The organism is Hymenobacter siberiensis, assembly GCF_018967865.2.
In the GTDB taxonomy this organism is placed as follows: domain Bacteria; phylum Bacteroidota; class Bacteroidia; order Cytophagales; family Hymenobacteraceae; genus Hymenobacter; species Hymenobacter siberiensis.
The window spans coordinates 215,489-230,003 of sequence record NZ_JAHLZY020000001.1; the positions used below are offsets into that span (position 1 = coordinate 215,489).

A 14,515-nucleotide genomic window follows, 5' to 3' on the forward strand; every position below is an offset into this window, starting at 1 on the left:
TGAGCCCGGCGTTAGCATCCACGCTCAGCAACGTACTTTGTGGCGGGGGCAGGCGCTTACCGCGCGGCCGTCAGCGGATGAGAAGAGTACCCAAACTGCCCGGCCGTCAGCCCCAGCCAGTCCAGCGCGTTCTGGCCCAGCATCCGGGCTTTGATGTCGTCTGAAAACGGCATGGACTTGATGAGCTGGCCCGGCTCCAGCTCGCCCAGCGGAAACGGGTAGTCGGTGCCGAGCGTGATTTTATCGGCCCCCAGGGTTTTCATCAGGTAGTCGAGCATCAGCGGGTCGTGCACCAGCGAATCGACCCAAAACTTGCCCAGGTACCGGCGCGGGTTGTGCGGGTTGTCGACGGCGCAGAGGTCGGGCCGCACCTGCCAGCCGTGCTCGATGCGCCCAATGGTGCTGGCAAACGAGCCCCCGCCGTGGGCCACGGCCACGCGCAGGTTGGGCAGGCGCTCCAGCACCCCGCCAAATATGAGGGAGCAGAGGGCCAGCGTGCTTTCGGCGGGCATGCCCACCAGCCAGGGTAGCCAGTATTTGGGCATTTTCTGCTGGGCCATCATGTCCCAGGGGTGCACAAATACGCAGGCACCCAGCTCCTCGGCGGCGGCGAAAATTTCGAATAACTCTGGCGCGTCCAGGTTCCAGTCGTTCACATGCGAGCCAATCTGCACGCCGGCCAGCCCGATTTTCATGCAGCGCTCCAGTTCCCGGATGGCCAGGTTGGGGGCCTGCATCGGGATGGTGCCCAGGCCCACGAAACGGGTAGGGTAGCGCCGCACCACGTCGGCAATGTGGTCGTTGAGCAACTGGCTGAGGTCGAGGCAGTCCAGCGGCTGGGCCCAGTAGCTGAACATGACGGGCACCGTACTCAGTACCTGCACCTGCACCCCAAACTGGTCGTACTCGCGCATCCGCACCTGCGGGTCCCAGCAGTTGTCCTGCACTTCGCGGAAGAACTTGTCGTCCTGCATCATGCGGGCGCAGCAGGGCTTGTGGTGGTCGAGCCGGATAAAGCCCCCGTAGCCATACCGCTCGTGCAGGTCGGGCCAGCGCTCGGGCAGAATGTGGGTGTGGATATCGATGCTGAGAGGGTGGGGCAACACGGCGGGGCGGGCGAGGGGTTGGGGAAAAAGACCGTCATGCTGAGCGCAGCCGAAGCCTCTCTACTGCGCAAGTAATCAGATTTACTGTTGCGGTAGAGGGGCTTCGACCGCGCTCAGCATGACGGTCGGCAATTATTCGGCGGCTGGCACTACCGGTGCGGGCGCCTCCATATAAGTGCCGCACACCTTGCAGGTGCGCAGGTCGTCGTTGGCCCAAAAGGCATTCATGATGGGCGGCAGCTGGGCCACGATGTCGGTGATTTCGGCAAATTCCTCATATAGTTTGTTGCTGCAGTTTTCGCAGTACCATTGGAAGCCGTCGAGCTCGCCGGCGGTGCGGTAGCGCTCCAGCACCAGGCCCACGGTGCCGGCCGGGCGGCGCGGCGAGTGGGGCACGTAGGGCGGCAGCAGAAACATCTCGCCTGGGCCGATGGTGATATCGACCGGCTGGCCGTCCTCGATGATTTTCACGGTCATCGTGCCCTCAATCTGCCAGAACAGCTCCTCGCCGGCATCCACGTGGTAGTCTTTGCGGGCGTTGGGGCCGCCCACCACCATCACGATGAAATCCTGGTTGCTTTTGAAAACCTGCATGTTGCCCACCGGGGGCTTCAGCAAATGGCGGTGTTCATCAATCCACTGCTGGATGTTGAAAGGGCGGGCTATCATGGGTGGGGTGGGGTTAGTTGCAGGGGCTAATTTACTGCCGGGCACCCGGCCCGCGCGCGGAGTCACTTCCGCCCATACCCCGACGCTCGAAAAAACGCCGATTGGGCACAGGCAGCGGGTGGATACGCTGCAATATCCGCAGGGGCGGCTGGTCCAGCAACATGCGCCAGCGGCTACTACCTTGGTATTCGGTCAGCTGCGAATCGAGGGCGGCTACAGTGAGCGGGTAGGTCGACTCTAGGCGCAAGGCTACGATGTAGTCGGCATCGCCCACGTAGGGAAACTGGTAGATGTAGGGTCGGGCCGCCAGGTGGGGCACCAGAGGCGAGGTAGCACTTACCCGCGCGTTGGCCGGTATCAGGGCCAGGGCCCGATGTACCGCTCCGGCATCAAACTCGCGATGATAGTGCCGGCTACGGAAAAACTGGGCCGCACTCTTGTCGTACCCGTGCGCTTTGCGTACCTGCATCGATACAATGGTGGCGGCAAGGGCCAGCGTGGCCGCGCCTATGGCCAGCCACTTGGCACGGCGAGGGGTGGCCGGGGCCAGCCAGTGGCTCAGGGCGGCATGCAGCACGGGCACGAACTCTACCGAGTATTGTGCACTAATGCCCCAGTGTGCAATATTGCCCGACAGCAGCTTCTGCCCATAAATGGGGGCCAGCATGAGCAGGTAGGCCGGGCGGCGCAGCAGGGCCAGGCCACCCGAGAGCAATACCATGATGTGCAGCTCGGCCTTCACGTAGTCGCCGTTGGGGTCGGCCAGGTGGTTTTTGAATAGCAGCCCCAGCACGTAGCTTGGCCGCGTAAGCAGCGTATTCAGGGCCTCGCCCGCCGAGCGCCCCACCGCAACATACTGCTGTTGGTAGAGGTAAGCATCGCCCGAGCCCAGGCCCGGAATAATGAGCTTGACCACGACCAGGAAATAAACGGCCGTTGCCCCGGCCACGGCCAGCGCCCAGCGCCGCCGCGCCGGCTCGCGCCAGTGCAGCACGGCCAGCCCCAGGGCAATAAAAACCAGCCAGAGCGCCATGTTTTCCTTGCTGGCCGCCATCAGCACGGCCACCCCGGTGGCCCGGCCGCGGCGGTCGGCTTCGAGCCAATACAACAGCCAGGGCAGCAGCATGGCGGCCAGCACATTGTCGTGGTAATCAAACGCCAGGGCCGAATAAATGCCCCAGGTACTCAGAAACAGCACTAAAAGGCCCAGCGCCGCGCCCGCCTGCCGGCCCTGAGTGCGCAGCAGGTGCAGCCGGTAGGCGCCGTAGCCGCCGCCCAGCACCAGCGTAATTTGCACCAGCACCAGCGTGTAGGAGCCAAACAGGTAGTATAGTGGGGCATACAGCAGCTGCACCAGCGTGAAATGGTCGCCGAGCAAATTGTTGTAGCGCATCACCGAGTTGGTGTTCAGGCGCAGGTGCGCGTAGTCCCACAGGGCCTGGTTATAAATGCCCAGGTCGTAGGCGTAAGTCCGAAACAGGTAATGATTCACCAGCGCCAGCGAGCCGTAGGCCGCGCCAAAAATGGCCACTATCAGGAGCGCTACGCGGCGGTTTGGTAGCTTTGCTTGCGATAAAAACATGGAATAAACGCGTAGAATGAGCGGGAAGCCGCCGGCTGGCTTGCAGGCCCGTTGAACCCGCCTGCGCGAGCTCCGCTACAAAGCAACATCTCAATCCCCTTTGCCCCAGCCCCAGCCCCAGACTATGGCCCTTCCTCTCTCCTCCCGCTGCGCCCTGGTGGGCGGCTCCACGCAAGGTATCGGCCGTGCCGTGGCCGAAGCCCTCGCGGCCCAGGGCGCTACCGTCACGCTGCTGGCCCGCAACGAAACCACGCTGCGCGAAGTGGCCGCCGCCCTGCCCATACCCGCCGGCCAGACCCACGACTACCTGGTAGCCGATTTCGACGCCCCCAGCCACTTGGCCGAGGTGGTGCAGGCCTACCTGGCCACACACGCCAATGGCTTTCAGATTCTGGTGAACAACACGGGTGGACCGGCCGGTGGCCCCTTGCTCGATGCCCCGATAGACGCCCTGCTAATAGCTTTTAACCAGCACGTTATCTGCAATCACTTGCTGGCGCAGGCGGTGGTGCCGGGCATGCGGGCCGCCGGCTTCGGGCGCATTATCAACATTGTGAGCACCTCGGTTAAGATTCCGTTGGCTGGCCTGGGCGTGAGCAATACTATTCGCGGGGCGGTGGCCAGCTGGGCCAAAACCCTGGCCAACGAGCTGGGCCCCCACGGCATCACTGTGAACAATGTGCTGCCCGGCGCCACCCTTACTCAGCGCCACACGTCCCTCATCGAGAAAAAAACGGCCCAGACCGGCCAGACCACCGCGGCCATCGAAGCCGACATGCTGAAAGCCATCCCGGCCCGCCGCTTTGGCCTGGCCGAAGATGTAGCGGCGGCTGTCGCGTTTCTGGCCTCGCCGGCGGCCGGCTACATCACCGGCACCAGCGTGCCCGTGGATGGGGGCCGCACGGGCACGCTATAGGTGTTCGTTTTCAGTTGTTAGTCCGGTGCTTAAAAAAAGCTCGGCAACCAACAGCGAACCACTAGCTTTACGGCTCCTTTGTCGTGCCCAACCTTTTTCCTGTGGTAAAATTCGATACGCTTTCCATCGTTATTCCGGTCTACAACGAGGCCCGCACTATTCACCAGATTCTGGATTTGCTGCGCGAGCTGAAGCTGGTGAATAATATCGGCAAGGAAATTATTCTCGTCAACGACTGCTCAACGGATGCTTCCGGCGAGCGCATTCGGGCCTACGCGGCGCGCTACCCCGAAATGGGCCTGCGCCTGCTGGAGCACCCCGAAAACAAGGGCAAGGGCGCGGCGCTGCACACCGGCATCCGCGAGGCTACCGGCGACTACGTCATCATTCAGGATGCCGACCTGGAGTATGACCCCGAGGAATATAATCTGTTGATAAGACCGGTATTGAAGGGCTTTGCCGACGTGGTATTCGGCTCCCGGTTTATGGGCGGCAACCCGCACCGCATCCTGTTCTTCTGGCACAGCATCGGCAACAAGATGCTCACCTTCATGTCGAACATGATGACCGACCTGAACCTGACCGACATGGAAACCTGCTACAAGATGTTTCGGCGCGACATCATTCAGGGCCTGGTGCTGGTCGAAAACCGGTTCGGCTTCGAGCCCGAGGTAACCGCCAAAGTGGCCCGGGTGAAGGACACCCGCATTTACGAAGTCGGCATCAGCTACTACGGTCGCACTTACGCCGAGGGCAAAAAAATTGGCTGGCGCGATGGGTTTCGGGCCATCTATTGCATCATTAAATACGGCCTGCTGGGTCAGTAGGCCGCCGGGCTTACCCGCTTGGCTCGGTACTTCATATGTCGGTTGGGTGTAGGGGCGGGGCTTGTCCCCGCCCATCGTTGAACGAAATCCGTCGGAATGGCGCGAACAACGGGCGGGGGCAAGCCCCGCCCCTACACCCAACCGACAACCTGCCAAAGTAGAGTTATGAAGTACCACGCCAAGCGGGTAAGCCCGGCGGCCTTACGCGGCAGTGGCGGGCACCAGCGGCGGCAGGACCGCCGGCGCGCGCTTATCGGCCCGGGGCGTAGTCGTGGCCAGCCCGGCCCCGGTCATCATCACCACAAATACCGAAATGAACAGGCCCAGCGACTCCAGGTAGGCGTAGGGCGTCTGGATAAAAGCGTAGAACGTGGCCAGGTAGAACTTTAGCGCGATGAGGGCGAAAATGCGGTAGTCGAAGCGGTGGCGGAAGTAGTAGTAAACCCCGGCTGCCAGCACCACCGCTCCTATTGAAAGCAGGGCATCGGCCGCCTGAATAAGGCTGATGCGGGCATTCAAATCATCGGGGCCGTAGGTGAAGAACCACGCGGCCAGGCCCACGCCGCCGAAGAGCTGCGGCGGCAGGCCCCCGGCCCCGTCGGTGCGGCCCCACTCGCCGAGGGTCGAAATGCGGTATTCGCTCAGCGCGTGGGTGAAAATCGTCCAGTCTTTGCTCAGGAAGGGCACCACGTAAATGCCCACGATGCCGGCCAGCACCAGCCCGGCCACTAACAGGGCGTGGCGGCGGCCCTCCTCACGCCACAGCACCCACAAATAAAACGGCACCCAGAACACCACCGAGTAGCGCGATAACAGGCACAGCACCAGGGCGGCCCCCTGCAACAGCGCCGACCGGCTCAGCACGCTGGCCGCCAGAATGCAGTAGTAGGCAATGATGGTGGGCTCGACGGGGTGCGCGTACAGCTGCCCATCGCGGGAGATGAGGCGGTAGAGCACGTAGGCTGGCAGGGCCACCTTGAGCAGGAAATTGACCAGGCTGAGGGGCTGCCGCGCCAGCGTGGCCTGGTAAGCGCCAAACCCCACCAACAGCAAAATGCCCAGCGCCCACCAGCGGTAGTCGATGCCCAGCTGGTCGGCGGGTACGTAGGGCAGCCACTGGAGCGGTAAGTGGTTCGGAAACAGTGGGTACGGCAGGGTGGTGATGTAGCGGTACACCACCTCGCCCGCGCGAAACCGGCTCACGTCGGCCTGCAGGATGGGGATGATGTCGGACGAGCGCACGTCGATGGCCTGCGTCGCAATAATCGGGGCCTGCACATAAAGCACCTGCACGGCGCCGAGCAACAGCCCAATCCAGGCCAGCGGGAAGCGGCGGCTGGTGCGCTCCGCATCGGCCGGGGCCACGGGGCGGTCGAGCCAGTAGAGGGCCGCAAACCCGCACAGGAACACCGAGGACAGGTAGAACAGCACCGGGTTCAGAAACGGGCCATAGTTCAGGCGCAGGTCGGTGAACAGGCGCAGCTCGGCCCAGAAGCTGAGGTAGAGCCCCGCCTGCCACAGCCAGGCGCGCCGGAATGGGCCCACGGCCCCCAAAGTTGGAAGAAAACGCATCAGCAGAAAGGATATGGCCCGCGCAACGCGCCGGCCCGGCAGCAATTACTCCAGGGCCTTCACCCGCAAGTCGTCAAGGTAAGCCGTTGCCTGGGTAGCATTGCGCCACAGGAAAATGCGCAGGTGCGCATCGCCGGGCAGGCCCGCCGGAAAGGCAAACTCCTGCCGGACGCGGGTCCACTTCGCGGTTTCCTTCACCTGGTCGGCCAGCTTGATGCTGCCCGCAAAGCCCATGCGGCTGTCGGGGCCGGCCAGGGGCACCTGCACTTCGAGCGAAGCGGCGGCCTCCGGCGTGGGCAGATAAACCCAGGCTTCCACGGCCACGCCCTTGAGCGTGTGCACGCTGGCATCGCGCAGGGGCAGGTCGAAGGTCAGGCCGTATTCGCGCTCGGGGCCCACGTAGGTGGCAAACTGCCCGGAGTGCGCGTGGTCGCGGGTGAGGCTGGAGGCATCGGGCAGCCAGCCGCGCATGGCCTCAAAGTCGTTGTCCGTCACGTAGTCGCCCACCCAATGGCCGGCGTCGGACCCGGAGCAGGCCGCAACGAAGCACAGGAGCCCCGCTGCGGCCAGCCGGCCGATTTTTCGGAGAAGTTTATTCGCCAACGCTCAGGGTCATATCATCAACATAGACTGCTTCGCTGTTGCCGGCCCGCCACAGGTAGCATTTCAGGTGATTGGTCGACTGCACCGAATCGGGCAGGGTAAAGGTCTTCGACACGTGCTGCCAGCTCTTGTACTTGGTCACGTCTTTGCTCAGGTCGATGCCACCGTAGTATACTACCGTGTTCACCATGGTGGAGTGGTTGATGGAAACCACCAGGGTGCTGGACGCCTGCGCGTTGGGCACCCAAACCCAGGCCGAGAGGGTCAGCTCCTTTATTTTCGTCGGGCTCATCTGGCCCAGGGTCTGCGAGTAGGTGTAGGCATACTCGTTCTGCGGCCCGGTTTTTATCGAATATTTGCCCGAATGGGCCTTTTCGGTGTTCACGCTAATGTCGGTGGTGCCGCCCCAGCCCAGTACCGCTTCAAAATCGTTGTGGGTTACCAGGGTGCCCTTTACCTTGTCTTCGTCTTTGGAGCAGGAAACTAACAGCAGACTGGTACCGGCCAGTACGACCAGCGAATTGAGAATATTTTTTCTCATTGTATTAAAGTGGATGGAGAATAATGGGGCAAAACTACAGCATTCAGCCCACTCACCCTGCTCTTGGCCGAACGAGAATTAGTAGCCCGCATAAATAAATACGGGGAAATAAGGAATTGTAAATTTGGCAACTACCACCAGATGCCGGGTTGCGGACCGTCGAGAAAAGGGAGTAGCCGGCCCACGCCCCCGGCGCTGGCGGGGCAGCTCATTCGGTGTCCAGTGGGACTATGGCCGGCTTCTGCCACACACTATCGGGCGCCGAATGGACGGCCCGGCCTATGATGTTGAGGGGCTGCACAGTAGCTGCCGCGCCCTGGCGCAGGTGCAGGGCGTAGGCCCCGGGCGGGAGCGCCGCCAGGCTGGGCCGCCACGTACTGCCGCCCGGGCTGGTGCCACTGCCAACAAATTGTCCAAAGGCATCACGCATTGTCCAATGCAGCGAGTCGGGCGCGGGAATGCGCACGCGCAGCTCGGGGGTGCCATAGGTTTGCGTCCAGGTGGGGGCCCAGCGGCCGGCTACGGGCAGCGACATGTGCAAATCGCAGGTCGGATTATAGTTGTCCGTGAGCTGAAGCGTGAGCTGCTGCGGGGCGCGGCGGGCCGGGGCCAGTAGCCAGTCCTGGCGGGTGGCCTGGTCGGCCCGGCCGGGCTGCGTTTCGGCCGGCATCCAGTCCTGTTCGTTGTGCGGGTATTCGGCCCCTGGGCGCTGCACCACGGGCACGGGCGGCAGCTGGCGGGGCCGGTAGATGCGGATGTAATCGACGGCCATGGTATCGGTGGCGTGCCGGGCCCAGTCGACCACGCCTAGGTTCAGGATAACGGCCATGCCGCAACCGGTCGGAATGTACCGGGTTTCGTGGCGGATGGGAATGCCGTCGTAATAGAAAATAACCCCGTCGGGCATCCAGCTCATGCCGTAGGTATGAAACTGGTCGTGCAGGTTGCCGGAGGGGTCCACGTTGTAGTATTCGCACTGGCAGGCCATCGATGTTCGCCTTGTCGGCCGCCAGTACTCGTTTGCCGCCAGATGAAAATTGTTGCTGAAGTTGTCGGCGGCGGCTTCAAAAATGTCAATCTCATCAGGAACCCCCCCAAAGAGCCAGAACGCGGGAAATGATTCCCGGTGCCGGGGCTGCCGCAGCCGCACCTCAAACAGCCCGTAGCTGAATCCCTCGCCGGCGTTGCAGTTGTAGGGCAGGAGCGAATCGGCGGGGTGCCGGCTCATGAGCATGGGGGTATCGTAGCGCATGTTTTTGCCCCGGTAGGGCCGCGGCTCGGCCAGCTCGCGCATGGTCATGTTGAGCAGGCCGTCGCCGGTATGCAGGCCCTCGCCGGTGTAGTAGCCCGCCTCAAACGATGGGTTGATGACGTGGCCCCAGGGATAGAAGAAGCGCCACCGCTCGGCCAGCTTGGCGGTATCGATGGGCGTATTGAATTCTTCGGCCCATTCCAGGCGCCAGTTGGCGTAGTTCACCGGGCCCTGGGCCCTGCCGGGGAGGGTGCCGGCTCCCAGCAGGACAACGAGGATAATAACTCGGATTATAGAATTCAGCGCCATGGCAAATGCAGGGAAGGAGCAGGAGGCGATGCAGAGCTGGTGCCTGGAGGATTCGCCCGAAGTCATTGCTCGCGCTGCCCGCCGCCGGGCAAAAGTAGAAGCGCAACCCGGATGAATAATGCGCGCTCGGGGATTGGGCTGTAGTTTTGAAGCGTGTAAATACCGAGTATTCAGGCCGCATTTGAAAGCGGGCTGAAAAGTGCCAGGTATTCTTTGCTGTTTCCAGACGGTCTACCGGCCACGTATTCCTTTCCGTATGAGTCCAACTTTCCGCAACGCGCACCGGCTGGGTATGGCCGGGGTGGCCCTGGTGGCCGCCCTGCTAACGGCCGTGCTATTCTGGCCGATACTGGTTAACCCGAACGACTACTTTTTCAAAGACGGCGGCGATGCGCTGCAAAGCTATTTCGCCACGGCTTTCTACACCATGCACGATGTGGGTAACCGCTTCACGGGCATGAACTACCCCTACGGCGAGCATTTCAACTACCCCAACCTCCAGCCCCTGCTGGCCACCATAATGGGTTTTTTGCAGCGGCACGGGGTGCCCACGGGCCGCTACACGGTGGCCATCACCAACTTGCTGCCCCTGGTTTCGGTCGCCTTCACACCGGTGGTGATGTATGCCATTCTGCGTCGCACGCGGCTGCCGGTTCTGTACGCGGCAGTGCTGGCCTTGCTAATCGGCTTCATGTCGCCGCAAATTCTGCGGCTCGACGGCCACATCTCGCTCAGCTACGCCTGCTTCGTGCCCCTGCTCTGGTACTGCATCATCCGCATGCAGGAGGCCCCGCGGCAGTGGCGCTGGTACGTGCTGTTTGGGGTGGGCACCCTGCTGATGGGCGGCATGATGCTGTATTTTCTGGCCTGCGGCTGCTTTTTTCTGATGGGCCACATTGCGGTGCTGGCCTGGCAGCAGCCCCGTATGCGGCCCTGGCTGGGGCGCATGGTGCTGGCGGCGCTGCTGCCGCTGCTGCTGTTTCGGGGCTACATCTGGGCCACCGACCACGTCGCCGACCGCCCCCCCAATCCCTACGGGCTCACGGTGTACATCTCCAACACCCAATCGGTATTTACGCCCGTGCTAGGGCCGCTGCATGACTGGTGGCAGGCGCACTGGCCGAGCGACGAGTACAACGATGAAGGGTTTGCTTACGTCGGGCTGGTGAGCACGCTCACCCTGGCGGTGTCGGTGGTGCTGGGCCTGGTGGCCGTGGTGCGGCGGCGCCAGTGGCAGCGGCTGTGGCGGCCCGCCCTGCCGCTGCACCTGCGCACGGGGCTGTGGGCGGCCAGCCTGCTGCTGCTGCTGGCCTTCGGTATGCCATTTAAGTGGGAGTGGTTCGCGTGGGTGACGGACCATGCGGGACCCGTGAAGCAGTTCCGCTCGCTGGGCCGCTTTGCCTGGCCTTTTTACTACGTAGCCACTACCTACACGGCCTACTGCCTGTACCGCATGTGGCGGTACCTGCGCCGCCAGCGCGTGCCCGCCCTGGCGTGGGTGGGGCTGCCGCTGCTGCTGTTTTGGGCCACCGAGGCCTGGCTGCAGGTATCCACCAAGGCCGACCAGGTGACGGTGGGCACCGGGGCCAGCACCTTTCTGGACCCCGCTACTGGCGTGGTTTCCCGGCTGTCGTGGGCAGGGCGTCAGCTTTCCGATTTTCAGGCTATTCTGCCGGTGCCATATTACAATATGGGCACTGACAAGTTTGACCTGAGCGGAAGCAGTAACTCAATTTACCAGGGCGATAAGGCGGCGGCCACCACCGGCCTGCCCCTGCTGGCCACCTACGTATCGCGGGCTTCGGTGGGCCAGGCCATGCAGCATATTCAGCTGTTCAGCAGCGACATGGTTCCCAAAGAGCTGCTGGCCCACTTCCCCAACGATAAGCCCATTCTGCTGCTCGTCACCCCCGACTATTATACCGAAGCCGAGCAGCGCCTCATCAAGCTGGGCCACCTGCTGGTGGAAACGCCCGAGGCCTCGCTCTACGAGCTGCCGATTGCGGCCCTGGCGGCCACGGCCCTGCCCCGGGCGCGCATCCTGGCCGATTCGCTGCTGCCCACGCTGCCGGTGCGCGCCGGGGGGCTGCGCGCCACTACCCCGGCCGGGGTGCTGGTGCAGTCGTTCGACCAGGCGCCCGACCGGCGGGGGCGGCTCGGGGCGGGGGCCTATTACCAGGCCGCCGACGGCTTCTCGACGCTGTATGATGGCCCCGTGCCGGCCCCCGCCGATACCGGCCGCTACGAAGCCTCGGTGTGGATGAACGGGAAGTCGGACTATGGCTACGGCAACATGCAGGTGAAGGCCTATAACGCCAAAGGCGAAGCCACCGCAACCGTGGTTGATGGGCGCAAAGCCACCGAGGTGCTGGGCAACTGGGTGCGGATAATTGTGCCGTTCCGGGTGACGCCGGAGGTCGTACGCATCGAAGTCATCTACCAAAACCGGGACCTGCTGGCCGACGACCTGCTTATCCGGCCCGTCAATACCGATGTCTATTACTACGTTGGCACCGGTAGCCATCGCCGCTTAATCAAAAATACCTACCCGCTCACGCCCTGAGGGCGCGGGCGGGCTTTTCGGGGCGAAACCATACTTTTGCGCATCATCGGCCCCGCCCGGCAGCTATGATGCGGCGGAAAGCGCCGGATAGGTATCGGCTGTACTTTGGAACCATTGCTATTCAATAACTTGCCCGCATGGACTTATCCGTCATTATTCCCATTTACAACGAAGAGTCCAATATTGCCGAGCTGTACCGCCGCCTGCAAGGCGTGCTCGACGGCATGAGCCTGCCCGGCGGCTACGAGTTGATTTTTGTCAACGATGGCTCGCACGACCAGTCGCTCACCATGTTGAAAGCCCTGGCCGCGCAGGACGAGCGGGTGCGCTACTTCGATTTTAGCCGCAATTTTGGCCACCAGATTGCCGTTTCGGCCGGGCTCGACCACGCGCGGGGCGAAGCCATCTCCATCATCGACGCCGACTTGCAGGACCCGCCCGAGCTCATCGTGGACCTGTACGCCAAGCTGCAGCAGGGCTACGACGTGGTATATGCCAAGCGCCGCTCGCGCCAGGGCGAGAGTTACGCCAAGAAGCTGACCGCGAAGCTCTTCTATCGAATGCTGGCGCGAATTACGCGGGTTTCCATTCCCGTCGATACCGGCGACTTTCGCATCATTTCGCGCCGCATTGTGCTCACCCTGCGCCAGATGCCCGAGCAGCACAAGTTCCTGCGGGGGCAGATTGCCTGGGTGGGCTTCCGCCAAACCTTTGTGGAGTATGACCGCGCCGAGCGTGCCGGGGGCGAAACCGGCTACACCTACCGCAAGATGCTCAGCTTCGCCCTCGACGGCATCACCAGCTTCTCCGACGCACCGCTGAAGGCGGCCACGGTGATGGGGTTCACGGTGTCGGGTGTGGCATTTTTGCTCATGCTTTACACCCTGTATGCCCGCCTGGTACGGCACGACTACGAGCCCGGCTGGGCCTCGCTCATGATGAGCATTCTGTTTCTGGGCGGGGTGCAGCTCATTGCCGTGGGGGTTATTGGCGAGTACATGGCTCGCCTTAGTGCCAACGTGCGCCAGCGCCCGCTCTACATCATCGCCGAATCGAACCAAACGCCCGCCGCTCTCGAAAGCACCCCGGCCCAACCGTTACTCACGCGCTAGCCGCAGTATTTTATTGCCCGGCTTGTTGCGGGCACCTGTTTTTTTGACACCAATGGGTACTCTTTCATTTCGTCGGCAGGCGGCCTATACTATTCTGCTTTTCTCGCTGCTGCTGCTGCTGCTGCTGCTGCTGCTGGTGCCCCGCGCGGGCCACGACAGCGACATGAGCTTTTGGGTGGCCTGGGGCAAGGATATTTTTTACCAGGGGCTGGGCAACGTTTGTAAGACGCCAAGCAACTCATACAATCCCTTGTATCACTACATTTTATGGTTTTTTGGGTGGGTGCTGGGCGATGTCGATAAGTTCATCTACTACCGGCATTGGCTCAAGGCGTTTACCCTGGTGTTCGATTTTGCGGGGGCTTTTTGGGCGGCGTCGCTGGTGCGCGAGCGCGACCGGCGCTTTGGCCTGGTGCTGCTGCTGTTGTTAAACATCGGCTACCTCTACGCTACGCTGGTGTGGATTCAGGTAGATGCCATCTACACGTTTTTTGCGTTTGGGGCCGTGGTGCTGGCCGTGCGGCAGCGGGCAGTGCCCAGCATGTTGTTCTTCGTGCTGTCGTTGGCCGCTAAGCCCCAGGCCATGATTTTCCTGCCGCCGCTGCCGCCGCTGCCGCCGCTGCCGCCGCTGCCGCCGCTGCTGTGGGTCCCGCTGTGGTGGCACCGGCCCCGGCAGCTGGTAGTGGCCCTTGTGGCCGGGGCGGCACTGATGACCTTAATCCTGGCTCCCTTCATTTGGGGCGGCGAAGAGAACTATCTGCCGCGCATCATGGAAATTAACCTGGGCGCGTCGAATTTCTTTCCGTACCTGTCCATGAATGCCTTCAACATCTGGCATATTCTGGTTCCAACCCCCGACCCGCTCACGGCTCCCGATTCCCAGCTGTTCGCCGGAATCACGTACCGGGCCTGGGGGCTTTTGATGTTCTTCGTGGCGTCGGCGCTGGCATTGCTGCCGTTGTTGCTGCTCACTGTGCGTAACCTGCGCCAGCAGCGCATATCGCCGTTCGTGGCCGCTGCATACTCGCCGGACGACTTTGCGCAGGTCTTGCTCAGCATCGGGCTGATTCCGCTCCTGTTCGCGTTCTTCAATACCCAGATGCACGAGCGGTACTGGCACGCGGCCGTGCTCTTTTTGGCGGCCTACGGTTTCCTGCGGAGCGATTACGTCCTTTATATTATCGTTTCGGTGGCTTATTTCCTGAACCTTGAATCGGTGTTACGATACCTGGAGCTGAGAAAATATTCCGTCCTGGTGTTCGAACCTCGTTTCGTGGCCAGCTTGTTTGCGCTGGCCATCGTGGTGGGCCTGGTAAAGCTGTACCGCCTCACGGCCTGGCGGAAGGAATGGCACCTTATCAGTCAGCCGGTTCGTGAGGAAATTGTTCCTGATTTATCTGCTGGCTATCAGCCTGGTTAGCAAAATATTATGCTTGGTAGCCCCGGTGAAATTGCAAAGCGAA

The 14,515-nt window shown here is 62.3% G+C and carries 12 protein-coding genes; 5 read left to right on the forward strand and 7 right to left on the reverse strand.

The window, feature by feature from the left end; all coding sequences use genetic code 11:
* Window positions 1–56: 56 nt before the first annotated feature.
* The 3 genes from KQ659_RS00960 to KQ659_RS00970 form a co-directional block, all read right to left on the reverse strand.
* Window positions 57–1,106: an amidohydrolase family protein gene (locus KQ659_RS00960; protein WP_216679214.1), complete on the reverse strand. Its 1,050-nt coding sequence runs from the start codon at window positions 1,104–1,106 to the stop codon at window positions 57–59.
* A 132-nt stretch (window positions 1,107–1,238) separates the two neighbouring features.
* On the reverse strand, window positions 1,239–1,775 hold the full coding sequence (locus tag KQ659_RS00965) for a 3-hydroxyanthranilate 3,4-dioxygenase (protein WP_216679213.1): 537 nt from the start codon (window positions 1,773–1,775) through the stop codon (window positions 1,239–1,241).
* Between the two features lie 31 nt (window positions 1,776–1,806).
* On the reverse strand, window positions 1,807–3,357 hold the full coding sequence (locus tag KQ659_RS00970) for a DUF2079 domain-containing protein (protein ID WP_216679212.1): 1,551 nt from the start codon (window positions 3,355–3,357) through the stop codon (window positions 1,807–1,809).
* 124 nt (window positions 3,358–3,481) lie between these two features.
* On the opposite strand from KQ659_RS00970, the gene KQ659_RS00975 reads away from it, so the two are divergent.
* Both KQ659_RS00975 and KQ659_RS00980 read left to right on the forward strand, forming a co-directional pair.
* Window positions 3,482–4,273, forward strand: coding sequence for an SDR family oxidoreductase (locus KQ659_RS00975; RefSeq protein ID WP_216679211.1), 792 nt, complete (start codon window positions 3,482–3,484; stop codon window positions 4,271–4,273).
* A 101-nt stretch (window positions 4,274–4,374) separates the two neighbouring features.
* Window positions 4,375–5,100: a glycosyltransferase family 2 protein gene (locus KQ659_RS00980; protein WP_216679210.1), complete on the forward strand. Its 726-nt coding sequence runs from the start codon at window positions 4,375–4,377 to the stop codon at window positions 5,098–5,100.
* 201 nt (window positions 5,101–5,301) lie between these two features.
* Here the strand turns inward: KQ659_RS00980 and KQ659_RS00985 are convergent, their stop codons facing one another.
* The 4 genes from KQ659_RS00985 to KQ659_RS01000 form a co-directional block, all read right to left on the reverse strand.
* Entirely contained in the window at window positions 5,302–6,672 is a 1,371-nt protein-coding gene (locus KQ659_RS00985; RefSeq protein WP_216679209.1) for a hypothetical protein, read from the reverse strand.
* 45 nt (window positions 6,673–6,717) lie between these two features.
* The gene (locus tag KQ659_RS00990; RefSeq protein WP_216679208.1) at window positions 6,718–7,275 is read right to left on the reverse strand and encodes a hypothetical protein; all 558 of its coding nucleotides are present in this window, start codon (window positions 7,273–7,275) and stop codon (window positions 6,718–6,720) included.
* Entirely contained in the window at window positions 7,265–7,816 is a 552-nt protein-coding gene (locus KQ659_RS00995; RefSeq protein WP_216690435.1) for a carbohydrate binding domain-containing protein, read from the reverse strand. The genes KQ659_RS00990 and KQ659_RS00995 overlap by 11 nt, the downstream gene beginning before the upstream one ends.
* 208 nt (window positions 7,817–8,024) lie before the next feature.
* Window positions 8,025–9,377 carry a glycoside hydrolase family 16 protein gene (locus KQ659_RS01000; protein WP_216690434.1) on the reverse strand — a complete coding sequence of 451 codons (1,353 nt, stop codon included), beginning with the start codon at window positions 9,375–9,377 and terminating at the stop codon, window positions 8,025–8,027.
* 256 nt (window positions 9,378–9,633) lie between these two features.
* On the opposite strand from KQ659_RS01000, the gene KQ659_RS01005 reads away from it, so the two are divergent.
* From KQ659_RS01005 to KQ659_RS01015, 3 genes are all read left to right on the forward strand, one after another.
* Window positions 9,634–11,940, forward strand: a complete 2,307-nt coding sequence (locus KQ659_RS01005) for a hypothetical protein (protein ID WP_216685575.1) — start codon at window positions 9,634–9,636, stop codon at window positions 11,938–11,940.
* 137 nt (window positions 11,941–12,077) lie between these two features.
* Window positions 12,078–13,052, forward strand: a complete 975-nt coding sequence (locus tag KQ659_RS01010) for a glycosyltransferase family 2 protein (protein WP_216690433.1) — start codon at window positions 12,078–12,080, stop codon at window positions 13,050–13,052.
* Between the two features lie 52 nt (window positions 13,053–13,104).
* The gene (locus KQ659_RS01015) at window positions 13,105–14,472 is read left to right on the forward strand and encodes a hypothetical protein (protein ID WP_216690432.1); all 1,368 of its coding nucleotides are present in this window, start codon (window positions 13,105–13,107) and stop codon (window positions 14,470–14,472) included.
* Window positions 14,473–14,515 lie beyond the last annotated feature (43 nt).